Origin of the sequence: Gilliamella sp. Lep-s35 (assembly GCF_009795845.1) — a bacterium.
Lineage (GTDB): Bacteria > Pseudomonadota > Gammaproteobacteria > Enterobacterales > Orbaceae > Gilliamella.
The window spans coordinates 1-25443 of sequence record NZ_WTEX01000029.1 but is presented as its reverse complement, the minus strand read 5'-3'; the positions used below and the strand labels follow the sequence as shown (position 1 = coordinate 25443).

General features: G+C 35.0%; 18 protein-coding genes. 9 read left to right on the top strand and 9 right to left on the bottom strand.

The features are described from left to right. The first annotated feature begins 276 nt into the window (after positions 1-276). Positions 277-1338: an FAD-binding protein gene (locus GQ590_RS10640; RefSeq protein WP_160408935.1), complete on the top strand. Its 1062-nt coding sequence runs from the start codon at positions 277-279 to the stop codon at positions 1336-1338. 71 nt (positions 1339-1409) lie between these two features. After that, positions 1410-2072, top strand: coding sequence for a carbonate dehydratase (can, locus tag GQ590_RS10635; protein ID WP_160408933.1), 663 nt, complete (start codon positions 1410-1412; stop codon positions 2070-2072). A gap of 11 nt (positions 2073-2083) precedes the next feature. Here the strand turns inward: can and nrdG are convergent, their stop codons facing one another. The 5 genes from nrdG to trxA form a co-directional block, all read right to left on the bottom strand. Further along, entirely contained in the window at positions 2084-2548 is a 465-nt protein-coding gene (gene nrdG / locus GQ590_RS10630) for an anaerobic ribonucleoside-triphosphate reductase-activating protein (protein WP_160408931.1), read from the bottom strand. A 16-nt stretch (positions 2549-2564) separates the two neighbouring features. Beyond that, complete coding sequence (gene nrdD / locus GQ590_RS10625; protein WP_160408929.1) at positions 2565-4700, bottom strand: anaerobic ribonucleoside-triphosphate reductase; 2136 nt, start codon at positions 4698-4700, stop codon at positions 2565-2567. Between the two features lie 339 nt (positions 4701-5039). Beyond that, positions 5040-6455: an NADP-dependent phosphogluconate dehydrogenase gene (gene gndA / locus GQ590_RS10620; protein ID WP_160408927.1), complete on the bottom strand. Its 1416-nt coding sequence runs from the start codon at positions 6453-6455 to the stop codon at positions 5040-5042. Between the two features lie 161 nt (positions 6456-6616). Beyond that, on the bottom strand, positions 6617-7879 hold the full coding sequence (rho, locus tag GQ590_RS10615; RefSeq protein WP_065636412.1) for a transcription termination factor Rho: 1263 nt from the start codon (positions 7877-7879) through the stop codon (positions 6617-6619). A 359-nt stretch (positions 7880-8238) separates the two neighbouring features. Then, positions 8239-8565 (bottom strand): thioredoxin TrxA, encoded by a 327-nt coding sequence (trxA, locus tag GQ590_RS10610; protein WP_065636413.1) that lies wholly within the window; start codon positions 8563-8565, stop codon positions 8239-8241. Positions 8566-8718: 153 nt separating this feature from the next. Here trxA and rhlB point away from each other — a divergent pair, with 153 nt between their 5' ends. Further along, positions 8719-9948 (top strand): ATP-dependent RNA helicase RhlB, encoded by a 1230-nt coding sequence (gene rhlB / locus GQ590_RS10605; protein WP_160408925.1) that lies wholly within the window; start codon positions 8719-8721, stop codon positions 9946-9948. A gap of 123 nt (positions 9949-10071) precedes the next feature. Here the strand turns inward: rhlB and GQ590_RS10600 are convergent, their stop codons facing one another. Continuing rightward, complete coding sequence (locus GQ590_RS10600) at positions 10072-10698, bottom strand: TfoX/Sxy family protein (RefSeq protein ID WP_160408923.1); 627 nt, start codon at positions 10696-10698, stop codon at positions 10072-10074. A 247-nt stretch (positions 10699-10945) separates the two neighbouring features. Between GQ590_RS10600 and GQ590_RS10595 the strand changes: the two genes are divergently transcribed. Next, entirely contained in the window at positions 10946-11572 is a 627-nt protein-coding gene (locus GQ590_RS10595) for a hypothetical protein (RefSeq protein ID WP_160408920.1), read from the top strand. 7 nt (positions 11573-11579) lie between these two features. Here GQ590_RS10595 and glnB read toward each other — a convergent pair whose 3' ends face one another. Together glnB and GQ590_RS10585 are read right to left on the bottom strand one after the other, a co-directional pair. Then, entirely contained in the window at positions 11580-11918 is a 339-nt protein-coding gene (glnB, locus tag GQ590_RS10590) for a nitrogen regulatory protein P-II (RefSeq protein WP_160400767.1), read from the bottom strand. Positions 11919-11941: 23 nt separating this feature from the next. Then, entirely contained in the window at positions 11942-13561 is a 1620-nt protein-coding gene (locus GQ590_RS10585) for an NAD+ synthase (RefSeq protein ID WP_160408937.1), read from the bottom strand. 108 nt (positions 13562-13669) lie between these two features. Between GQ590_RS10585 and aroB the strand changes: the two genes are divergently transcribed. Together aroB and GQ590_RS10575 are read left to right on the top strand one after the other, a co-directional pair. Beyond that, positions 13670-14749: a 3-dehydroquinate synthase gene (gene aroB / locus GQ590_RS10580; protein WP_160408918.1), complete on the top strand. Its 1080-nt coding sequence runs from the start codon at positions 13670-13672 to the stop codon at positions 14747-14749. A gap of 295 nt (positions 14750-15044) precedes the next feature. Next, positions 15045-16130 carry a 3-deoxy-7-phosphoheptulonate synthase gene (locus tag GQ590_RS10575; RefSeq protein ID WP_160408916.1) on the top strand — a complete coding sequence of 362 codons (1086 nt, stop codon included), beginning with the start codon at positions 15045-15047 and terminating at the stop codon, positions 16128-16130. 55 nt (positions 16131-16185) lie between these two features. Here the strand turns inward: GQ590_RS10575 and purL are convergent, their stop codons facing one another. Next, positions 16186-20088: a phosphoribosylformylglycinamidine synthase gene (gene purL, locus GQ590_RS10570; protein ID WP_160408914.1), complete on the bottom strand. Its 3903-nt coding sequence runs from the start codon at positions 20086-20088 to the stop codon at positions 16186-16188. A gap of 298 nt (positions 20089-20386) precedes the next feature. Between purL and GQ590_RS10565 the strand changes: the two genes are divergently transcribed. The 3 genes from GQ590_RS10565 (at position 20387) to GQ590_RS10555 (ending at position 25248) form a co-directional block, all read left to right on the top strand. Next, on the top strand, positions 20387-21664 hold the full coding sequence (locus tag GQ590_RS10565; protein ID WP_160408912.1) for an MFS transporter: 1278 nt from the start codon (positions 20387-20389) through the stop codon (positions 21662-21664). A 12-nt stretch (positions 21665-21676) separates the two neighbouring features. Next, positions 21677-22543 carry a pyridoxal kinase PdxY gene (gene pdxY, locus GQ590_RS10560; RefSeq protein ID WP_160408910.1) on the top strand — a complete coding sequence of 289 codons (867 nt, stop codon included), beginning with the start codon at positions 21677-21679 and terminating at the stop codon, positions 22541-22543. Positions 22544-23406: 863 nt separating this feature from the next. Beyond that, positions 23407-25248 carry an ATP-binding protein gene (locus GQ590_RS10555; protein ID WP_160408908.1) on the top strand — a complete coding sequence of 614 codons (1842 nt, stop codon included), beginning with the start codon at positions 23407-23409 and terminating at the stop codon, positions 25246-25248. The last annotated feature ends 195 nt before the right edge of the window (positions 25249-25443 follow it).

Here is a 25443-nt window from a genome sequence, read left to right as displayed (position 1 = left end):
ATACCGAAAGACCGCATGAGGCACTAAATAATATGACGCCGATTGAATTTAAAACACAAAAACAGGCAGCGTAATTTTCTATGTGAGTTTTGTGCTAAAAATGGGGTATTTACATTAGTTTAATTATGAAGTGTAAACAACTCGGTGTTTTTCTACACATAAGCTATCTTTATAAATTGCTATGCATAGATAACCTCACATATCTAATAGCCACACTTAATATAATTTGCTAACATAGAACACTTTTTAAAAGTGATAAAGCAACAATACAATAACATGGATTACGATATTGCAATCATAGGTCTTGGACCTGCTGGTAGTACACTAGCTCGTTTACTTAGCCCTTCTTTTAAAGTCATTGCATTAGATACAAAACACGAAGTAGGCAATGAGGGTTTTCATAAACCTTGTGGTGGATTATTAGCGAATGATGCACAAAAAGCTTTTATTAGACAAAAATTAAATTTACCGAAAGCTATCTTAACAGATCCACAAATTTTTAGTGTTAAAACGATAGATTTACAAACCCAAATTTTTCGTAATTATCAACGAAGTTATGTAAATTTTGATCGGCATAAATTTGATCTTTGGTTAAAATCATTGATACCATCAACAGTCACCGTCTTGCATAATACCCTTTGTAAAGAAGTCAGGCGTATTATTGATGGTTATCAAATAACCTATATTGATAAAAATAAGACAGAACACAATATCACAACACAATACGTCGTTGGTGCTGATGGTGCTAATTCTCTTGTCAGACGAATGCGATACCCTAATCATACAATAAGGCAATATGTAGCGATACAACAATGGTTTACAGAACAACATACAGAACCATTTTATTCGTGTATATTCGATAATAAATCCACAAATTGCTACGCTTGGAGTATTTCAAAAGATGGTTATTTCATCTTTGGTGGTGCCTTCCCCAAAAAAGTCGCCAATCAAAATTTTGAAAAATTAAAAGAAAAATTATCAACTCAAGGTTTTATTTTTGGAGAACTTATAAAAACAGAAAAATGTTTAGTCGTTTATCCAAATCGATTCCGGGATTTTTATACTGGTAATGAAAATATTTTTCTGATTGGCGAAGCTGCTGGTTTTATTAGTGCAAGTTCTTTAGAAGGGATAAGCTATGCGCTAGATAGTGCTGAAATTTTAAGTAAAATCTTAAATAGTGGTAAACCAAACCCTAATAAGCGTTACTATAAAAAAACCATCCCATTACGTTTAAAACTTTATAGTAAAATTGTTAAAGCAAAAATATTGACTACACCATTATGGCGAAAATTACTTATGAAAAGTAAAGTCCAACATATTAAAAGAATTGAGTGAAACTATAATGGTTTTCAAAATGACAACCTCACTTCAATAAAAATAATGAAATATAAAAGGAAATATAAATTATGTTTGATGTAAACGATTTGATTCGTTTTAACCACGAATGGTCAGAAAAAATAGAGCAAGAAGATCCTGAATTTTTTAAGCAACTTGCCGTTGAACAAAACCCGAAATTTTTATGGATCGGCTGTTCGGATAGCCGTGTTTCTGCAGAAAAACTTATTAAGTTAAAGCCTGGTGAATTGTTTGTACATCGTAATGTTGGCAATCTTGTAATACATACTGATTTAAATTGTTTATCAGTCGTTCAATATGCTGTGGATGTACTTAAAATTGAAGATATTATTGTTTGTGGTCATCTAGGTTGTGGTGGAATTCGTGATGCGGTTGAAAACCCTGATTTAGGGTTAATTAATAACTGGTTACTGCATATTCGTGATCTTTGGTTTCGAAACAGCTCGTTGCTAGGGGAATTTCCTCCTGATATCCGTTTAGATGTTTTATGTGAGCTTAATGTAATTGAGCAAGTTTACAACCTTGGTCACTCCACAATTATTCAATCCGCATGGCAACGAGGTCAAAAAGTGAATTTACATGGTTGGGTGTATGGCATTCATAACGGTAAAATTACTGATTTACACATAACATCATCCAGTAGTGAAAATCTTGAGATTAATTACCGTGAAGCAATTTCTTATCTTTTAAATTTACATAAGTTGCAAAAATAACTTGATGGTTCTTATTTAAAACGATAAATAACCTGATTGCTGCTTCCTCGCCACAAAAGCCTTGGATCAGCAAGTTCTTGCACAAATTTACCATCAATTAACACATCAATATAAGGCATAACGGCTTGCTGCTCCTTGGTTAATTCATCTAGTTTATACCCAGTCCAAAGCCAAATATCTTTGTTATCACACTCAGATTTAACGCGTTGAACCAGTTTTAATATCGCTAGTATATTTTTAGGATGCAACGGATCACCGCCAGAAAGCGATAATCCTTGACGCTTTATTTCGGAATCTTGTAAATCTTTAATGATTTGATCCTCAAGGGATTGTGTAAAAGGCAATCCAGAATCGAGGGGCCATGTACTTTTATTATAGCAACCACGGCATTGATGAACACAACCTGCAACAAAAAGGGTACATCGAGTCCCCTCACCATTTACAACATCAACTGAATAATAACGATGATAATTCATAAATATTTATTGATTATTAACCAATTTGACCATTATTTAAATGTTTAACTCGACGTTTTACTTCTTCTTGTTTACCTGCATTGAATGGGCGGGCATCAGGACTACCTAAATATCCACAAACACGGCGAGTAACCGATACTTTTGAAGAATCATGATTACCACAACTTGGGCAAACAAAGCCTTTGCTGGTACAAGAAAATTCACCGGTATAACCACATTCATAACATTCATCTATTGGCGTATTAGTCCCATAATAAGGAACTCGTGAATAACTATAATCCCAAACATCTTCTAATGCTTTGATATTGTTAATCATATTTGGATATTCGCCATAACAGATGAAACCACCATTAGCAACTTGAGGGTAAGGTTTTTCAAATTCGATTTTTTCGTACGGATTAACCTTTTTCTCAACATCAAGATGGAAACTGTTAGTATAATAACCTTTGTCTGTAACACCAGTAATTACGCCAAACTCTGCCGTATCAAGTCGACAAAAACGATCACATAAGTTTTCGCTTGGTGTACTATATAGGCTAAAACCGTAACCAGTCTCTTCTTTCCATTGATCTACAGCTTTACGTAAACGATTAACAATGGCTATGCCTTTTTCACGTAGTTCGCTACTATCAAATGGATGCGTTTGATTTCCGTAAAGTGCATTTAATGTTTCATGAAGACCAATATAACCTAAAGAAATTGAAGCTCGCCCATTTTTGAAAATTTCAGAAACTTTGTCATCTTCGTTAAGCCTTACACCACAAGCACCTTCCATATATAAAATTGGTGCCACTCTTGCTTTTACGCCATCAAGTCTAGCAATACGCGTCATCAATGCTTTTTTACAAAGTTCTAATCGTTTATCTAAAATCGCCCAAAATCGTGTTTCATCGCCTTTAGCTTCAATGGCTATACGAGGCAAATTTAGACTAATTACACCTAAATTATTACGACCATCGTGAATTAGTTGTCCATCCTCTTCGTAAACACCTAAAAAGCTTCGACAACCCATTGGCGTTTTAAATGAACCCGTCACTTCAACAACTTTATCGTAATTTAAAATATCTGGGTACATCCGTTTACTTGCACACTCAAGTGCAAGTTTTTTAATATCATAATTAATATCGCCCTGTTTATGGTTAATACCATCTTTAATGGCAAAAACAAGTTTTGGAAAAACTGCTGTTTTATGATTTTTACCTAATCCTTTGATACGAACTTTTAAAATAGACTCTTGAATTAAGCGTGATTCCCAACTAGTCCCTAAACCAAAACCAAAAGTAACGAATGGAGTTTGTCCATTAGCTGTGTGTAAAGTGTTTACTTCATATTCAAGAGATTGAAATGCATCATAACACTCTTTTTGAGTGCGACTTTCAGCATAAGCTTCTGGATTTGGGATATTCCATTCTTCAGCCACTTGTTTGTGTTTGTTATAACTAATAGTAACAAACTTTGCTAAAACCTCATCGATACGATTAATGGTCGTGCCACCATAAATATGGCTAGCCACTTGCGCTATAATTTGTGCAGTTACCGCAGTTGCGGTTGCAATTGATTTTGGAGGTTCAATTTCAGCATTGCCCATTTTAAAACCGTTAGTTAGCATTCCGTCTAAATCAATTAACATACAGTTAAACATCGGAAAAAATGGCGCATAATCTAAGTCATGATAATGGATCTCACCACAATCGTGAGCACGTGAAATATCTTTAGGTAATAAATACTGTTTAGCATAATGTCTTGCCACAATACCTGCTAATAAATCACGTTGAGTAGGTATTACTTTACTATCTTTATTGGCATTTTCATTTAAAATGGCAACGTTGCTTTGCTCAATTAGTCCTCGAATATCTTGATTTAATCGGCTACCTTGTTCACGAGCACGATCACGATCATGGCGATATTCAATATAAGTTCTTGCTAATTTTTTATAAGGTCCTGACATTAATTGATTCTCAACCGCATTTTGAATTTCGTTGATATCCACATGTTCGCGCTCAATCATTTGGTTAGTAACGACACGAGCAACCGTTGCGCAATAATCGGGATCATGGACATTTGCAGCCACAGCAGCTTTGACAATTGCATCTTTGATTCTAGCCTCGTTAAATGCAGTTTGGCAACCATCTCGTTTAATTACTATGGGCATACACACTCCTGAATATTCATTAATAATTAGTATAAATTTATACCGGTAAAAAGATTCATTTAATTTTTGATTTTTATGATATAAACCTAAATTTCTAAATTGTTTAGAAATTACTATATATAGTAAATAATCGCGAATTATACACTATATATAGTGCTTTTCTAGGATTTTTAATAAATAAAATAACTTGACAAATTTAAAGCTAATAATGATATGTATTTATGGCATATTAAGGTATGAAAAGAGAAAGAATAAATAAATTTACTAAGACAATAGATAAACAAAGGAGCAAAGCTTGCTTGCACTTTTGTCTATCTATAAAGTTATTAATTGAATAATCTATGATTCAATATTTAACCAATCTGTATGGAACACGCCCTCTTTATCAATACGTTGATATGTGTGTGCACCAAAATAATCCCGCTGTGCTTGAATTAAATTAGCTGGTAATACTGCTGAGCGATAGCTATCGTAATAAGCAATCGCCGCTGAAAGTGTTGGAACAGCAATACCTTGTTGCACCGCTAAAGACACTATATCGCGTAATGATTGTTGATAAGTTTCGACAGTTTTATTGAAATAAGGTGCTAACAATAAGTTATCGATCTCATTATTTTCAGTATAAGCATCAGTAATTTTTTGTAAGAATTGCGCACGAATGATACAGCCTGCTCTAAAAATTTTAGCTATTTCACCATAATTTAAATCCCATTGATACTTATCAGATGCAGCTTTTAATTGTGCAAAACCTTGAGCATAAGAAATAATTTTCCCCATATAAAGCGCTTTACGGACTTTTTCTATCAGTTCCTTCTTATCACCACTATAAGGTGCTTTTTTAGGGCCATTCAACACTTTTGATGCAGCAACTCGCTGCTCTTTAATTGCTGATAAATAACGAGCAAATACAGACTCCGTAATTAATGACAAAGGCTCACCCAAATCTAAAGCACTTTGACTGGTCCATTTTCCAGTGCCTTTATTACCTGCAGCATCTAAAATCACATCAACTAGATAATTACCATGCTCATCTTTATGTTTAAAAATATCAGCTGTGATTTCAATTAAATAACTATTTAGTTCACCGTTATTCCAATCAGCAAAAACATCAGCAAGTTCATCATTAGTCAAATTAACAATATGTTTTAACACTGAGTAACTTTCTGCAATTAACTGCATATCACCATATTCAATACCATTGTGTGCCATTTTTACATAATGACCAGCACCATTTGGACCAATATAAGCGACACAAGGTTCACTGTTAGCTTTAGCAGCTATTTTTTCTAATATAGGAGCAACTAATTCATAAGCCTCTTTTTGTCCTCCAGGCATAATTGAAGGCCCTTTAAGTGCACCTTCTTCACCACCAGAAACGCCAGTGCCAATAAAATTAAAGCCTTCATCTGAAAGCATTTTATTACGGCGGATGGTATCTTCAAAATAAGCATTACCGCCATCAATAATAATATCGCCTTTATCTAAAAGTGGGCGCAGCTCATCAATTACCGCATCAGTACCTTTACCCGCTTGCACCATAATAAGGATACGGCGAGGCTTTTCTAAAGAATTAACAAAATCTTCAATCGTAAAGTAAGGAACCAATTGTTTATCAGAATGTTCAGCCATGACTTGTTCAGTTTTATCTTTAGAGCGATTATATATAGCAACAGAAAATCCACGACTTTCAATATTGAGCGCAAGATTTCGCCCCATAACTGCCATTCCAATAACACCGATTTGTTGTTTTGACATGATTTGGCTCCTTCATAAACCTTTACAACCTTAACCACAACAAGGTTTTTAACGATATCTAAAACTTAATTACGCTATATTTTGCCATAAAAAAAGCCGTATCAGAATATAAAACGGCTTTTTTTCATTACCTTAATAATATTTACTATCCATGGTGTAAATTATGAACGTTTCATCATTTCGAAAAACTCATCATTGGTTTTAGTCATGGCAAGTTTGTCGATTAAAAATTCCATTGCATCAGTCTCACCCATAGGGTTAAGAATTTTACGCAGAATCCACATTTTTTGTAGTTCATCAGGTGAAGTCATTAAATCTTCTTTACGCGTACCTGAGCGGTTAAAGTCAATAGCAGGAAACACTCGACGTTCAGCAATTTTACGCGATAAATGAACTTCCATATTACCCGTACCTTTAAACTCTTCGTAGATAACTTCGTCCATTTTTGAGCCAGTATCAATCAAGGCAGTTGCAATAATAGTTAAACTACCACCTTCTTCAACGTTACGAGCGGCACCAAAAAAGCGTTTTGGTCGATGCAACGCATTTGCATCCACACCACCAGTTAATACTTTACCCGATGAAGGAACAACCGTGTTATAAGCACGCGCCAAACGTGTAATTGAATCTAATAAAATAATGACATCTTTTTTATGTTCAACCAAACGTTTTGCTCGCTCAATCACCATTTCAGCAACTTGCACATGTCTTGCTGCTGGCTCATCAAATGTTGACGCAACCACTTCGCCTTTAACTAGACGTTGCATTTCGGTCACTTCTTCTGGGCGCTCATCAATCATTAATACCACTAATTCACATTCAGGATGATTAACTGCCAAACTTTGTGCAATATTTTGCAAAAGCATCGTTTTACCTGCTTTTGGCGGTGCAACAATCAAACCACGTTGACCTTTACCAATTGGCGATGCTAAATCAAGTACTCTTGCGGTGATATCTTCTGTTGAGCCGTTACCTCGTTCCATTCGTAAACGAGAATTTGGATGGAGTGGAGTTAAGTTTTCAAAAAGGATCTTATTGCGAGCATCTTCAGGCTTATCGTGATTAACTTCATTTACTTTTAACAAAGCAAAGTAACGCTCGCCTTCTTTTGGTGGGCGAATTTTACCAGCAATGGTATCACCAGTCCTTAAATTAAATCGTCGAATCTGGCTTGGTGATACATAAATATCATCAGGCCCAGCTAAATAAGAGCTATCGGCTGAACGTAAAAAGCCAAATCCATCTTGCAATATTTCCAGCACACCATCACCAAAAATATCTTCACCACTTTTGGCATGTTGCTTCAAAATTGCAAAAATAATGTCTTGTTTTCTAAGGCGGGCAAGATTTTCAAGCCCCATTCGTTTTTCACCAAGCGTCACAAGCTCAGAGACAGAAGTGTTTTTTAATTCAGTTAAATTCATAATTTTAAAAATTCTTGAGGATAAAATTGATATGTTTGCAATTAATATTCTTTTTGTCTATTTGTTTCATTTACTTATAAAAATCTCCTTTCCTTACAGCACATAAATTCAATCGATTACTAAGCTTTTTATGATAATTGAAGATCTGAATATAGAATTTTATCACTTTACCAATAAAAACAATGAATTTTAGAAAGGAATATTTGTAAGAGGCTAGCAATTTACACTAAAAACATTAATATGTCTATATTTAATTAAACTAGCTCCTTTAAACTAATAAATAAAGCAAACATAGAAGGAAAAGAGCAATGAATAACTCACCACTCTCTTAACTATACTTATTGAATATAAGGTATTTATTATAATTGAGGATCAATAAAATTTTTAAGTTGAGCCTTAGATAGAGCACCCACTTGAGTTGCAACAACTTTTCCGTTTTTAAAAATTAATAAAGTCGGAATGCCTCGAATACCAAATTTAGGCGCTACATTGGAATTTTCTTCAATGTTCAATTTAGCAATAATAATTTTATCACTATATTCTTGCGCTATTTCTTCTAAAATCGGAGCAACCATTTTACAAGGCCCACACCATGGAGCCCAAAAATCAACAAGTACAGGTTTTATTGATTCACTAATTGTTTTTTCAAATGTATCTTCCGATAATTGAACGATATTATTACTCATTTTATTCTCCGACATACTTTAACTTGTATTTAATAATAGATTACTTTGTATAACTCTACTAGTAATTAGTATAATAGGGTATAATTATTAGTGATGTGACGGTATTTAGTGTGTTATAATGTCACAATTCTGGTAATTATATTCACAACCGCAATGATTCAATCATATCTTACTAAAACAACTTTTAACCAGTTTCCTCTTCATCCTTTGGTATTAAAAGCTATTGAAAAAAAAGGGTTTACTTATTGTACCCCTATTCAAGAAAAAACATTACCATTAACAACCAAAGGGATTGATATAGCAGGGCAAGGGCAGACAGGAACAGGCAAAACCATTGCATTTTTGGCCTCAACTTTTAATTATTTGTTGAACCATGAACCATTGTCAGATCATAAGACAAACCAACCGCGAGCAATCATTATTGCACCAACACGTGAGTTAGTTGTACAAATTTATCATGATGCAGAAGCTTTATCTGAAGAAACAGGTTTAAAATTAGGGTTAGCTTTTGGTGGTGATGGTTATGATAAACAATTAAAAATGCTATCAACAGGTGTCGACATTTTAATTGCAACGACAGGAAGGTTGATTGATTATGCAAAACAAAATTATATTAATTTAGATGCAATTCAAGTTGTGGTATTAGACGAAGCAGATCGCATGTTTGATTTAGGATTTATTCGCGATATACGCTGGGTATTCAAACATATGACACCACCACAAAAACGCTTAACTATGTTGTTTTCTGCAACATTAACACATAATGTGCGTGAATTAGCCTTTGAACATATGAACAATCCTCAATATGTTGAAGTTGAACCAGAACAAAAAATTGGTCATCGCATCAAAGAAGAGCTATTTTTCCCATCAAATGAAGATAAATTAGGGCTTTTGCAAACACTAATTGAGGAAGAATGGCCAGATCGTTGCATAGTATTTGCTAATACCAAAGTAACCTGCGAAAAAATTTGGCGACATCTTATTGCCGATGGTCATCGTGTTGGATTATTAACTGGCGATATAGCTCAGAAAAAACGCTTATCCATTTTAGAACAATTTACACAAGGTAACCTTGATATTTTAGTTGCCACCGATGTCGCGGCGAGAGGATTACACATTCCTAATGTTACTCACGTTTTCAATTATGATCTACCTGATGATTGTGATGACTATAGACATCGAATTGGACGTACAGGCCGTGCTGGCGCAGATGGCTGTTCGATTTCACTAGCTTGCGAACGTTATTCGCAAAATTTACCCGCGATTGAAAAAGCAATTGATCATGCTATTCCTGTTAGCCAGTATGACCCTTCTGCGCTACTGGTTGATTTACCTCGTCCAAAACCATTTAGGCGGTCACCTCGTAGAAAATATTCAAACTAGATATAGTAAGTAGAAAATTAAAATCATTATGAAAAGTTATCTAATAATATTTTGTTGCAAATTATTTTTAGATAACTTTTTGTAATGTTACAAATAGATTTTAACTAAAATGACATATTAAGATTATTCTTCATGTAAATTTTTATTCATCCTTTTTAAAAAACATTGATATTCAAGTTCAATTTCTTTTTTAGTTTCTTTAGATAACGTAGCTACATGAAATCGATGTAATGAACTATATAAAACAAACAATATATTCATTGAAATTGTTTTCTTTTTCTTTTTTATCTTATAAAATGCGTGTAAATATCCGGTTTTTTCAAAAGTTTCAACATCTTTTATTCCAACACTACATAATAGCCTTTCCAATGACAAAGTCATATTTGGTAATGCTTTTATTCGTTTTGATTCGGTTTCACTTTTTTCATGTTTTTCTTTTTTAGTATATTCAATCACCATTTTTACCATAGCTAATAATTTTTCTTTATCCTTAAAAATTTCTTCATCAACTTTATAGTAATCAAGTAATTTGGTTGTTATACCTGTTGTTATACTTAACGGTTTCATACCTAAATCAATAAAAAATGATCGATAATCAGTATGTCCTCTTAAATAAAAATCTTTTTGGGTAATCCAACCAAACATTGTACCTTTACTATTAACGCTAAACCCACCAAAAAATGTTTTAATTGAAATATCTTTGAGCTCAGAAAGCTCTGTTAGAATTTGATTTGCAAATGTTGGGCACATAATTAACTCCCATCTGAACTTTATTAATTAACCAAAATAACTTACTGGTTAATCTAAATTATAGCTACTCTATATTCAAATTATTTCTAAATAAATTCATAAATATGCGATCTGTATTCCATATATAAACATAAAACCTAATAATTCTTAAAAAGAAAATGGCTTTAATGTTGTTATTCTGCCGTAATAATTATACAATCAGAAATAACTAATTAATGACACTCAATTTTTGTCAAATCGAATCAATATGATAAAAAAAATTATTATTGCTTTATTTCTTATGCATTACCCTTTTGTTACATCGGCCGATAAATTACCGTTAATTGACTCATTAGTACTATGTTCTCCTAATTTTTTTAAAGATATTTATATCAATAAAGAAGAATTAGAAAAGCATACCGACATCAAACTTATTGACCAAAACCAAGCTTACATTTATGTTGAAAATCGTGCTGATATAGCCAAGAATTATGTTTATTTTACCCATCCCATAACTTATAAAAACCTAACAATCACTGGCTATTATGATAGTGCAATAGATCTTGGCAAAATGGGGAAATATTATTTTTGGGGTTTTATTATCGATAATGATATTAATCAAATCAAAGAGACTTTAAATTTTGTGGAGTGGAAAAATATGGAAGATAATCTATTGTACATTGCAAATCCAAAGATTCGTAATATTAATGATGATCTCCAAACTTGGTATAAAAACACCGATACAGTTGTAGGTGTCAAAACAATCCCTGTACCAGATACTACCGAAAAGTTATTATTACTTGAAAAGGGACCAAATATGAATCTTCTTATTTGTTCTATTCAAGGTATTGTAACGCCAGCATTACTAAAGCAAGAACGACCGGACATCCAATAATATTAATTTAAATCGCCGATTCATCCATTTCACCGGTACGAATACGAATGACTTGCTCAACATTATAAACAAAAATCTTACCATCACCGATTTTACCTGTTTGAGCCGTTTTCATAATAGTTTCAATGCACATTTCTAAAATATCATCAGGTACAATAAGCTCGATTTTTACTTTCGGTAAAAAATCGACCATATATTCAGCGCCTCGGTAAAGCTCAGTATGCCCTTTTTGGCGCCCAAAGCCTTTAACTTCGGTAACAGTCATACCTGTAATACCTTGTTCAGCAAGCGCTTCGCGAATATCATCTAATTTAAATGGTTTGATGATTGCTTCAATTTTTTTCATATCTAGTTTCCTTTAATTCAAGATTACCAATTTTTAAATCCAAAAGCTGAAGTAATAGGATATCGTCGACCTTTACCAAAGTTACGAGCTGTGATTTTAGGACCTATTGCTGATTGACGGCGTTTATATTCATTAATATCAACCAATTTAATAACTCGCCTTATTGTCGCTTCATCATAACCTTGCGCAACAAGTTGTTCAATGGAAAGATCTAGCTCAACATAACCTTTCAAAATTCCATCTAAAATATCATAAGGTGGTAAACTGTCTTCATCTTTTTGATCTGGTGCTAGCTCTGCTGAAGGAGGGCGAGTTATTACACGCTCAGGAATTACATAAGAACGCGTATTTCGATATTTTGATAATGCAAACACCATGGTTTTAGGTACATCCTTCAATACATCAAAACCACCTGCCATATCGCCATAAAGCGTTGCATAACCGACCGACATCTCGCTTTTATTACCAGTGGTAAGAACCAATCTTCGACGCTTATTTGATATCGCCATCAAAATAACACCACGACAGCGTGCTTGTAGGTTTTCTTCGGTCGTATCTTTAGGTGTACCAACAAACATTGAACTTAACGATGACATAAACGCATCAAACATTGGCTCAATTGAAACAATATCAAATTCAACCCCTAATATTTCAGCTTCTCCTTTGGCATCAGCAATACTAATATCAGCAGTATAACGAAACGGCATCATCACCGCTTGTACCTTATCTTTACCTAAAGCATCGACAGCAATTGCCAGTGTTAAAGCAGAATCAATCCCGCCAGAAAGCCCTAAAACGGCACCTTCAAAACCATTTTTAGTAATATAATCACGCGTTGCTAGTACTAACGCATCATAAACTGAGGCTAGAATATCTGCTTCAAATCCTGCTTTTTTGGGAATTACATTATGCGCTTTTGAAAAATCTAAAATAGCCATATCTTCTTTAAATGCTTGAAGCTGGCAAATTACCTCACCTTGTTCATTACAAGCAAAAGAACAACCATCAAACACCAGCTCATCTTGCCCACCAACTTGATTGACATAAATAATTGGTAAACCTGTACGTTTGGCATGATGTTTAATCAAATCATATCGTTGTTGCTGTTTTTCATAATCATAAGGCGAAGCATTAATTGCAACTACAAAATCAGCTTGAGCATGTTTAATATCATCAATTGGTTGATTTTGCCAAAGATCTTCACAAATTAACAAACCAATCTTTTGTCCTTTAAAGTTCACAACACACGTTTGGTTGCCTGCAGTAAAATAACGCTTCTCATCAAATACATCATAATTAGGCAGTAACTGTTTATGGTAACAAGCCAACAATTTTCCATCACAAAAAAATGAAAGGGCATTATAAAGTTTCCCATCTTGCCAATGAGGATGTCCAACAATAACCGCACAATGTTTGCTAGCTTGCTCAATTAAAGCAAGTGCTTTTTGACAACGATCTTTAAAATCAGATCGATAAACTAAATCTTCAGGAGGATAACCACACAAAGCAAGTTCAGAAAAAATAATAAGATCATCGGATGAATAATGATGGCGAGTCACTTCAATTATTTGTTGAGCATTCCCTTCTATATCGCCCAAGCGCCAGTTTTTTTGTGCTAAAACAATAGACATATAAAATTTAATATCACAAATCAAAATTGTTGATAAGTTTAAATGATTCTAAGTTGCACTGCCACTGTTTTATCGCTAACATGCAACAATAAATCAGCTTGGAATTGTCTGGAAATTAATATGCAAAAAATATTAAATGTAGCGTTAGCCAAACGCAGTTATCCGATCACAATTGGTGAAAATCTCCTTACTGAACTCGAACATTTTAAACTTCAAGCAGGCCAACGCGTACTCATTGCAACAAATGAAACGATCGCTCCACTTTATTTGCAAACAGTGATTGATATGTTTGAAAAGCATGGTATAAAGACAGATTCTGTCATTGTCCCTGATGGTGAACAGTATAAAACCATGGAAACATGGAACTCAATTCTTACAGCTCTACTTGCTAATAACCATACTCGTAGCTCAACCCTTATTGCGCTTGGTGGAGGTGTCATCGGAGATGTTACTGGGTTTGCAGCCTCGGCTTACCAACGTGGAATTAAATTTATTCAAGTACCAACCACACTGCTTTCCCAAGTTGATTCATCGGTTGGCGGTAAAACAGCAATTAATCATCCGCTTGGTAAAAATATGATAGGTGCTTTTTACCAACCACAAGCGGTGGTTATTGATCTCAACTGCTTAAAAACTCTACCACAAAGAGAGCTATCAGCAGGTCTTGCCGAAGTCATAAAATATGGCATTATTTTAGACGCTGAATTTTTTAATTGGTTAGAACAGCATATTGAAGATTTACTCAACTTAGATAATACTGCGCTTAGTTACTGTATTTATCACTGTTGCGAACTAAAAGCAAAAGTGGTTGCAGCTGACGAAACAGAACAAAACATGCGTGCCATTTTAAATCTTGGCCACACTTATGGTCATGCCATAGAAGCAGAGTTAGGCTATGGAAACTGGCTACATGGCGAAGCTGTCAGTGTAGGAATGCTAATGGCGGCTCAAACTGCCAAATTACTTGGCAAACTAACACAAACAGACATTGATCGAATTAAAAACTTGTTAATACGCGCTAAGCTACCTGTTAATAAACCAACACAAATGCCGATTGAATCTTACCTTCCCCACATGTTACGAGATAAAAAAGTACTATCTGGACAGCTAAGACTTGTTGTGCCAACTAAAATTGGGCATGTTGAGGTGATGGATGGCATTGATAAAAGTATCGTATTAGAGTCGATTGCTAACGTTTAATATTCACCATAATTCTTAGTATACTAGGCATCAATAAATCACTTTCTTGTTATTAAGCTAGGGTAACCTAGCTTAATCATTATTATCAGATTAAATCAACACATAAAGTTCTACACGATTAAAATGTAAATATAAATTTACTAAAACCACAAAACAAAAACATCCCTAATAAATTCTGGTTAATAATTGAAAATTTAATTTACTATTATGTAATTTTGTGTTTACATTATATGCGTTTATGTAATTAATATTTTACATATAAAATAATAAAATGATTTTAACAAGGAAAGCAAAAATGTTAAAAGATACACTAAATAATGTTCGAATTAGAGATGAACACATGCTAATTACCCCTGAAGAGATAAAAAAACTTTATCCGTTATCTCGTGATCTTGAAAACCAAATTGCCTCATCAAGACAAACTATTGTCGATATTTTAGAACGTCGAGATCACCGTTTACTAATTGTTTGCGGTCCTTGCTCTATTCACGATCCTATTGCGGCAATTGAATATGCGCATAAATTAAAAAAACTATCAGACGAAGTCAAAGACCACCTATTTATTGTTATGCGAGTCTACTTTGAAAAACCACGCACAACTGTAGGCTGGAAAGGCATGATTAACGACCCTCATATGGATAGTTCATTTGACATTGAACACGGACTTAAAAAAGCACGCAAATTATTACTTGATATCACTAAAATTGGTTTACCAATTGCAACAGAAGCATTGGATCCAAACACGCCACAATATATTGGTGATTTAATCAGTTGGGCAGCCATTGGCGCAAGAACCACTGAATCGCAAACACATAGAGAAATGGCATCAGGGCTATCAATGCCTGTCGGCTTTAAAAATGGCACCGATGGCAGTTTAGATGTTGCTATTAACGCCATGAAATCAGCATCAATGGCGCATCGCTTTGTGGGCATCAACCAACAAGGACAAGTGACCGTTTTACAAACCTTAGGCAACCCACACGGGCATGTTATTTTACGTGGTGGAAAAACGCCTAACTATGATGCACAAAGCGTATCATTATGTGAAGAGCAAATGCAAAAAGCAGGATTATTACCTAACTTAATGATTGACTGTAGCCACGCAAACTCCAATAAAGATTATCGCAATCAACCGATTGTTGCTGACTCAATTATTGAGCAAATCGAAAAAGGTAATAATTCGATTATTGGAGTGATGATTGAAAGTAATTTATTTGAAGGTAATCAATCGTCTGAACAACCACCAGAAAACTTCAAATATGGCGTATCAGTGACAGATGCTTGTATCAATTGGGAAACAACCGAACAATTGCTACAAAAAATGAATAGCCAATTAGCAAAACCGCTTACCCAAAGAAAGCAACAATCAGCTAAAGCTTAAATAGCATAAAAACTGATAACAAAATCGCCGACAAAATATCGGCGATTTTTTTTAATTAACCTAACAGCTTACGAGCATTACGGAACATTCGCATCCATGGGCTATCTTCTCCCCAATTATCAGGATGCCATGAATTACTTACCGTTCTAAATACACGCTCAGGATGAGGCATCATAATAGTTGCTCGCCCATCTTGAGATGTCACTGCTGTAATACCATTTGGCGAACCATTTGGGTTAGCAGGATATTGCTGTGTTACTTTACCAAAATGGTCAATATAACGAACAGCAACTAATCCCGAGGTTTCTAAATTGCTTAGATGGGCATCATCAACAACTTCAACACGCCCTTCCCCATGTGAAACCGCAATTGGCATATGTGAATCCACCATATCAGTAAACAGCAAAGATGGACTTGGTTGGATTTGCACTAAACTAAAGCGAGCTTCAAAACGTTCTGACAAATTACGTACAAATCGTGGCCACAAATCGGCACCTGGAATCAGATCCTTCAGGTTAGACATCATTTGACAACCGTTACAAACCCCTAACGATAACGTATCTTTACGATGGAAGAATCTTTCAAATTCATCACGCACTTGTTCATTAAATAAAATCGATTTTGCCCAACCTTCACCTGCTCCTAACACATCACCATAAGAAAAACCACCACAAGCAACCAGTGTACTAAATGGCTCAAGCGTAATACGCCCAGAAAGCAGATCCGTCATATGTACATCAATGGCTTGAAAACCTGCTCTATCAAATGCTGCTGCCATCTCGACATGCGAGTTAACACCTTGTTCACGCAAAACGGCCACTTTAGGTTTTGTACCTTTGGCAATATAAGGCGCAGCAATATCGGCTTGCAGATCAAAAGTTAAGTGCACATTTAATCCTGGATCATCGTCATTTTGTTTAGCTTGATGTTCTTGATCAGCACATTCTGGATTATCACGTAAACGCTGCATTTGCCATGTTGTTTGTGCCCACCATGTTCTTAAGGTTAAGCGTGATTCGCTATAAACAATCGCTGATTGGTTACGCACAATAAATTGCTGACCAGTCTTAGCACAACCAAGCACATGAACCCCATGAGATAAGCCAAACTGCTTAAAGCATGCCATCACATCATCTAAACGGTTATTAGCTACTTGAATAACCGCGCCTAATTCTTCATTAAATAGCGAAGCAATCACATCATGGCCTAATTGAGAAATATCAACATCAATTCCACAGTGCCCAGCAAAAGCCATTTCGGCTAATGTCACAAACAGCCCACCATCAGAACGATCATGATAAGCAAGCAACGCATTTTGGCTTACTAAAGCCTGAATCGCATTATAAAAAGCAAGCAGTTCTTTAGGATCATGGACATCTGCGGTTTTTTGCCCTAAATGACGATACACTTGGGCTAGTGCGGTGGCACCTAGTGCTTGATGCCCTTTCGATAAATCAACCAGCAATAATGTATTATCCTGATCAGTACGCAATTGTGGTGTCACTGTTTTACGCACATCTTCAACACGGGCAAATGCCGAAATCACCAATGATAATGGTGAAGTCATGGTTTGTTGCTCACCATCTTGTTGCCATGTCGTTTTCATCGACATCGAATCTTTACCAACAGGAATCGCAAGCCCTAAAGCTGGGCATAGCTCTTCACCAATAGCTTTAACAGCTTGGTAAAGACCAGCATCTTCGCCCGGATGTCCTGCCGCCGCCATCCAGTTAGCTGAAAGCTTAATCCGTTTGATATTACCAATATTGGTTGCGGCAATATTAGTAATTGCCTCGCCAACTGCAAGCCTTGCTGATGCAGCAAAATTAAGTAACGCAACTGGCGCACGCTCACCGATTGACATAGCCTCACCATAATAACTATCCAAACTTGCAGTAGTCACAGCACAATCAGCAACCGGTACTTGCCAAGGTCCGACCATTTGATCACGAGCAACCATACCCGTCACTGAACGATCGCCAATGGTAATTAAAAAGGTCTTTTCGGCAACGGTTGGCAAATGTAGAACACGTTTGACCGCATCATATAAATTAATATCAGAGGTTGAAAAACTATCACCGTGCGCTTGGTGGGTTTTAACATCACGTTGCATTTTAGGCGTTTTACCAAGTAGCACATCTAATGGCAGATCGATAGGATTATTATTAAAATGCTCATCATGCAAGGTAACCGCTTTATTGGCGGTTGCCTCACCAATCACCGCATAAGGTGCACGCTCACGCTGGCAAAGCGCATCAAATAGCGCCAATTTATCGGGGTGGATGGCAAGCACATAACGTTCTTGTGATTCGTTACACCAAATTTCTAGCGGCGACATTCCTGGTTCATCGTTGAGTATTTTTCGTAACTCAAATTGCCCACCACAGCCACCATCGCTAACAAGCTCAGGCATCGCATTAGACAAACCGCCTGCACCAACATCATGAATAAATAAGATAGGATTATCTTCACCAAGTTGCCAACAACGATCAATAACTTCCTGACAACGGCGCTCCATTTCAGGGTTATCACGCTGAACAGAAGCAAAATCCAAATCGGCATCAGACTGACCCGATGCCATAGACGAAGCCGCCCCACCGCCTAAACCAATATTCATTGCAGGGCCACCTAACACAATCAGCTTAGAGCCAGCAGGAAACTCACCTTTTTGAATATGTTCACGGCGAATATTGCCCATACCACCAGCTAACATAATCGGTTTATGATAACCTCGAAGCTCCTCGCCATTATGGCTATTAACCTTTTCTTCATAAGTACGAAAATACCCTAACAAAGCTGGGCGACCAAATTCATTATTAAACGCCGCACCACCTAAAGGGCCATCCATCATAATATCAAAGGCGCTCACAATGCGATCAGGCTTACCAAAATCTTGCTCCCAAGGTTGTTCAAAATGAGGGATTCGCAAATTAGAAACCGAAAACCCGACTAAACCAGCTTTGGGTTTAGCACCACGCCCTGTTGCGCCCTCATCACGAATTTCACCACCGCTCCCCGTTGCCGCTCCAGGCCAAGGCGATATTGCTGTTGGGTGATTATGTGTCTCAACTTTCATTAAAATATCAGCATATTCTTGATGATAGCTGTAGGTTTTATCCTCACTATCGGCAAAAAAGCGCCCAACGATTGAACCATCCATCACCGCGGCATTATCCTTATAAGCAGACGAAACATAATCAGGCGTATGTTCAAAGGTATTTTTAATCATCTTAAATAACGATTTAGGTTGCTTTTTACCGTCAATAATCCAATCGGCATTAAAAATCTTATGGCGACAATGCTCAGAATTGGCTTGCGCAAACATATAAAGCTCAACATCGGTTGGATTACGTTTTAGCTTTTGAAAATTTTCAACTAAATAATCGATCTCATCAGGCGCCAATGCCAAACCTAATTTAAGGTTAGCATCTTGTAATGCCTTGCGCCCTTCTCCTAATAAATCAATGCTGGTCACAGGCGCAGGAGAATCAATATGAAACAACAGCTCAGCTTGCTCAAGATTGCTAAAAACCGTTTCCATCATGCGATCGTGAATTAAGGATAAAAACTCATTTTTTTGCAAATCGGTTAATACCGAACTCACTTGCACATAATAAGCAATGCCTCGCTCAATACGGCGAACCTGTGACAAGCCACAATTATGCGCAATATCAGTCGCTTTTGACGACCAAGGCGAAATTGTTCCCGCTCTTGGTGTCACTAAAAAGAGTTGTTTGCTAGCTGTTTGATCGACATTGATTTGTGCAGTTTTTGGACCGTATTGTAATAATTTATCTAACGTTAACGTTTGTTCAGCCGTTAATTCGCCTGCCAAATCAACAAAATGTAGATATTGGGCTTCAATATTAATAACAGGGATGGATTTTTCACAGCAAGTAGATAAGATTTTACTAATACGAAATGGAGATAATGCAGAGCAGCCAGCTAAAATTTTCATAAAAATTACTCTTTTTAAGCCAAAAATAGGGAAAAAATAGAACAATATTATAAAAGAAAGCGCGTGATGTGGCTATATGAAATACAGTTAATCAAGCGATAGCATTAAAGTTGACTCTGTAAATAATTTTGTGTATTTTTCACCTAAAAGTGACAGTTAATTCTGTCACCAAATCCTATAATAAACCTACCCATTGCATTTTTCTTTTCTTAGAAGATAACAAATTGTCATATTAATGGTTTTGTGCTAATTTCGTACTTATTATTAACTTACAACCGCGATAATGCTGGGATGGCTTATGTCCAATTCATCTGCTAAGAAAGTCGCTTTTGCCGCTTTTATTGGTACGACCATTGAGTGGTATGATTTTTATATTTATGCTTTGGCATCAGTATTAATATTTGGTCAGCTTTTTTTTCCTGATGATAATCAATTTGTGCAAATCTTAGGCTCTTTTGCCACCTTTGCGGTAGGATTTTTATCACGTCCTTTAGGAGCGTTACTATTTGGCCATATTGGTGATCGTTTGGGGCGTAAAAAATCGTTAATTACTACGTTGGTTTTGATGGGGTGTGCCACCACCTGTGTTGGTTTATTACCCTCTTATCAACAAGCAGGAATTGTATCGCCAATTTTATTGGTTACATTACGCATCTTGCAAGGGATTGCGGTTGGTGGTGAATGGGGCGGTGCTGTGCTTATGACTAATGAACATGCCCCTAAAGGGTTGAAAAATTTCTTTTCCTCCTTTGCTCAATGGGGAAGTCCGGCGGGTAATATTTTAGCATTATTGGTCTTTTCTTATATTATCCGTTTACCTATAGCTGAGCTTATTGATAGTGGCTATTGGCGTATTCCATTTTTAGCTAGTTCTATTTTATTAATTATTGGTATTATTGCTAGAGTTACCTTAACCGAGTCACCTGTTTTTATCGAATCATGCGAAAAGCAAGCAAACTTAAAGCAAGAATCAGCACCGATTATTGATGTTTTTAAAAAAGCAACACCGTTATTAATTTTAGGCATTGGCGCTAATGTGTTGTCATTTAGTGGAATTTTTTCTAATACATTAATGATTGGTTATACCACTATTGCACTGGGTATTGAAAAAAAGATAATTGTTGATGCGCTATTTTGGATTGCTATTGTGCATTTTGTTGTGCAACCTTTTATCACTTATTTTTCAGAAAAATACTCGGCAACGCGCTTTTTAATTTTTTCGGCAAGCTTAGCAATGGGATCGGTATTTTTATTGTTCCCAATCATTCAGTTAGGTACAAAAAATAGTTTTATTATTGGTATTTCTCTCAATGTAATTTGCTATAGTGGCTTTTATGGCGTAATAGCGGGCTATTTAAGTCGAGTTTTTCCTACCAGAATACGTTACACAGGGTTATCTATGAGCTATCAAGGTTGCGCCGCTATTTTTGGTAGCCTAATTCCAATGATTGGGGCATATATTATTTATACTTACAAAACTTTTTGGATACCATTAGCCTTATTTTATTGCGGTTTAGCACTTATATCCATTATCTGCATCTACTTGTTAAGCAAATATCGTTATTATGATGAATAATAAGGCTTATATATGAAAACAGTTTTATCAATTCAGTCTAATGTTGTTTATGGTTATGCCGGTAATAAAGTGGCGACGCTGGCGATGCAATTGCAAGGTGTTGAAGTGATGCCAATTCACACCGTTCAGTTATCGAGTAATACGGTTTACCCACATTATGACGGCATTGTACTGGGCGCTCAACAAATCACTCGAATTGTCAATAGTTTAGAAAAAATTGGCGTATTGTCATCCATTGACGCCATTATTTCGGGCTATATTGGACTTGCCGAACAAGGTGAAGAAATCCTTGAAGCTGTAAAAAAGATTAAATTTTATAATCCTAATGTGATTTATGTTTGCGATCCGGTTATGGGGGGCGACATCAATAAAGGAAGTTCCCTGCCACAAAGTATTATTGATTTCTTCACTAAACAAGCGGTTAAACAAGCCGACTATATCACACCAAATTTATTAGAATTACAAATACTTTCTGATATCGAAATTAAAACATTTAACGATGTACTAAATGCAATAAAAAAACTACAAAAACAGTCTATTAAGGCTATATTAGTAAAAAATTTGGTGCACGCTGGCAAAACAACCGACCTATTTGAAATGGTGTTAGCTACGCCAACCCAAAACTATCATCTTGCCCGCCCATTATATGACTTTCCACATCGTCCATTAGGTGTGGGTGATTTAATTTGTAGCTTGTTCACTGCGCATCTAATTAATGGACAATCCCAATTAATGGCATTTGAATTAGCCGCCAATGCCGCTAATCACGTACTGGAGATCACCAAACAAAAAGAGGCCCAAGAATTGGCAATTATTGATGCTCAAGTGTGGATTAAAAAACCAGATTTGCGGTATCGGGGGATGGAGTTGATGTTATAAAAGAATATCATTTCTATGTTATTCTTCTAAACAATAAGTATTTTTTGCAAAAATTTTATATTAATATTTTGATTGATCCTATAAATAAATTTGTGTATTTGCTCATTTTTAAACTACTCTATTGAGTAAAAAAGATGTAAATACAAATGGACGAAAAAAGACTAAGAGAAATGGCAGCCGAGCTTGCCAAAGGAATAAAAAACCAAGAAGATTTAGGTAAATTAACCGGTTATTATGAATAAACTGGTGATCGAAACGGCCTTAAATGCTGAAATGATCGAACATCTTGGACATAGCGATACAACAAGCATCTAAAAAATGGACAATGCCGATTAAAAATTGGAAAAGTGCGATGAGTCGATTTAGATAGAATTTGGTGACCGAGCTCACCGTCACCTTTAACGGGTAAATACACAAAATTTGGGATGGGGTCTTTGCCACAGATCTTGCATTTTCACATGCTTGTGAATTTTTATCTATTTCACCATTACGGCATTTTTTCAAAAATACTTTAAGTTCATCTTGATGCTGTTTTCAGTATTTCACCGTTTTAAAATCCTCACTACAGGCAAATAAAAAAGCAGCTAATGGGACTAAAAATAATATTTTTTCATTGGTTATTCCTTGTGAATATTGATTAGTTAAAACTATATTTTTTTATTTTTAATTTTTAAATCAATTGATCAGTGTGATTTATCAAAAAAAATTCCTTGATTATGACCTATTTTCCCAAATTAATATATTATATACTGACGTTAGTTTATTGTTTGAAAACATGTTGTCATTCCAATTTTTCATTTCATTACATAATAAGTTTTAGGCTTTACTACATGAAAATTTATAAATAAGGGATATAATATATTATGAAAATAGCACAATTAAAATTATTAAATTTCCGTGGATATGAAGATGTTACCATAAAATTTGCTAATGATTTTAATCTAATTATTGGAAAAAACGATATTGGAAAATCAACTATTCTTGAGGCAATGGAAATATTTTTTAACAATGATGTAGTAAAGGTTGATATAAATGATCTTAATGTTTTTAGTGAAAACAAGACAATGTCTATTCAAATTTCATTTATACCAAGTAATACGACTTATACTATTGATACAATACCAACAAATATTAAAAATGAATACCTTTTGGATCAAAATGGCTATTTAACCATAAAAAAAACTTGGGATTGTAATAATGAAAAATTATCTAGCTTAAAAACGACAATTATATCAAACTATCCAAATAATTTTACTACACCTTTAGTGAATTTAAAAATAACAGATTTAAGAAAATTATTATCTGAGAAATATGCTGATGTAATTGATCTTGACTCTATAAATAAGAATAAAAGTTCAGAAATAAGACAAGCAATATATTGTGCAACTCCTCATTTAACTCTAGAAGAAACGGAAATTGACATAAATAAAGAAGATGGAAAGAAAATTTGGACAGCATTACAAAATGATCTGCCTTTATTTTTCTTATTTCAATCAGATCGAGAAAATAGAGATTCTGATAAAGAAGTACAGACCCCATTAAAAACTATTACTAAAACAGCTATTGCTGAGCTTGAAAGTGAATTGAATCAAGTTAAAGAGAAAATCATTAATAAAGCAATTCAGATAGGTAATGAAACCCTAGATAAGTTAAAAGAAATGAGCCCTGAAATTGCTAATGTATTGAAACCAGAAATGACAAATAAAGCATGGGATACTCTTTTTTCATTCTCATTTAGCTGTGATGATGGGATTCCAGTCAATAAAAGGGGAAGTGGTGTAAGAAGGCTTATCCTGTTGAATTATTTTAGAGCTGAAGCAGAGAGAAAAACATCAGGGAACCGCAATACTATTTATGCTATTGAAGAACCTGAAACTTCTCAGCATCCTGAATGGCAAGTAAAACTTTTTCATGCATTAATGGATTTACCCAAAAATGAAAGAACTCAAGTTATAGTAACGACTCATAGTCCATCATTAGCAAGCCTGTGCCCAATAAATAACATTATTTTTCTATTTAAGAAGAATGGAAAAATTAACATTCAAATAGAAGATAATGTTGATTTGACTGAAGTTGCTACAACGTTAGGTATTCTTCCCAATATACCTGTTGAAACTAGCACAAACCTTAAAGTTATCTTATGTCTTGAAGGACCAACAGACGTAGAATTTTTTGATAATATTTGTAACAACTTTGGTATAGATATTAACTCTGATCCGAAGATAATGTCTTTGTCTCTAGGGGGGGGGACATTGATCTATTGGGTTAATAAAAATTATCTTAGAAAGTTAAATCTCCCTGAAGTTCATATCTATGATAGGGATGTAGCCAAATATGCTCAAGCAGTTGAACAAGTCAATTCTAAGCCAAATTGTTGGGCTGTACAAACACAAATGTTGGAAATTGAAAACTATATACATCCATCTTTATATAAAGAATTTTATCCGATAGAAGATCGGTTTGTTAATTCAACTCCCGATTGGAAAAACTCATGGTCAAATAAAAATATTCCTGAGGAGCTTTCTGCATTTTTAAAATCTGAAAAAGAAGCAGGAAATCAGGCAATTAAAAATGAGAGTGCTAGTAAAATTAAAGAAGTATTTGCAACTCAATTATCTAAAAAGATGAAAAAGGAATTATTCGAAGAGTTGAATGTTTATGATGAAGTAAATGGATGGTTTGAGCAGATAAAAAAACATCTTTAAAATTTAGTTACCATATAGAACTAGGTGTTATTTCACCTAGTTTTGTAAATTTAATAAAATTGTTACACTGATCCTCGCCAAAAGATTAGACAGTGCCCGCCTCTATCATTTTGGAATGGCAACACATTTTCAAACAAAAAAATTAAGGGGTAAGTGTTTTTTAAATTCAACGGGAGGCAAGTAGCCTAACGAAGA

Coding starts and splice junctions, on each gene's coding strand:
- GQ590_RS10600 (WP_160408923.1), bottom strand. CDS start 10,698: ATGTGCCCAACATTTGCAAATCAAATTCTAACAGAGCTTTCTGAGCTC.
- aroB (WP_160408918.1), top strand. CDS start 13,670: ATGCAAAAAATATTAAATGTAGCGTTAGCCAAACGCAGTTATCCGATC.
- gndA (WP_160408927.1), bottom strand. CDS start 6,455: ATGTCAAAACAACAAATCGGTGTTATTGGAATGGCAGTTATGGGGCGA.
- rhlB (WP_160408925.1), top strand. CDS start 8,719: ATGATTCAATCATATCTTACTAAAACAACTTTTAACCAGTTTCCTCTT.
- nrdD (WP_160408929.1), bottom strand. CDS start 4,700: ATGCCCATAGTAATTAAACGAGATGGTTGCCAAACTGCATTTAACGAG.
- glnB (WP_160400767.1), bottom strand. CDS start 11,918: ATGAAAAAAATTGAAGCAATCATCAAACCATTTAAATTAGATGATATT.
- can (WP_160408933.1), top strand. CDS start 1,410: ATGTTTGATGTAAACGATTTGATTCGTTTTAACCACGAATGGTCAGAA.
- GQ590_RS10595 (WP_160408920.1), top strand. CDS start 10,946: ATGATAAAAAAAATTATTATTGCTTTATTTCTTATGCATTACCCTTTT.
- nrdG (WP_160408931.1), bottom strand. CDS start 2,548: ATGAATTATCATCGTTATTATTCAGTTGATGTTGTAAATGGTGAGGGG.
- purL (WP_160408914.1), bottom strand. CDS start 20,088: ATGAAAATTTTAGCTGGCTGCTCTGCATTATCTCCATTTCGTATTAGT.
- GQ590_RS10575 (WP_160408916.1), top strand. CDS start 15,045: ATGTTAAAAGATACACTAAATAATGTTCGAATTAGAGATGAACACATG.
- GQ590_RS10555 (WP_160408908.1), top strand. CDS start 23,407: ATGAAAATAGCACAATTAAAATTATTAAATTTCCGTGGATATGAAGAT.
- GQ590_RS10640 (WP_160408935.1), top strand. CDS start 277: ATGGATTACGATATTGCAATCATAGGTCTTGGACCTGCTGGTAGTACA.
- trxA (WP_065636413.1), bottom strand. CDS start 8,565: ATGAGTAATAATATCGTTCAATTATCGGAAGATACATTTGAAAAAACA.
- rho (WP_065636412.1), bottom strand. CDS start 7,879: ATGAATTTAACTGAATTAAAAAACACTTCTGTCTCTGAGCTTGTGACG.
- pdxY (WP_160408910.1), top strand. CDS start 21,677: ATGAAAACAGTTTTATCAATTCAGTCTAATGTTGTTTATGGTTATGCC.
- GQ590_RS10565 (WP_160408912.1), top strand. CDS start 20,387: ATGTCCAATTCATCTGCTAAGAAAGTCGCTTTTGCCGCTTTTATTGGT.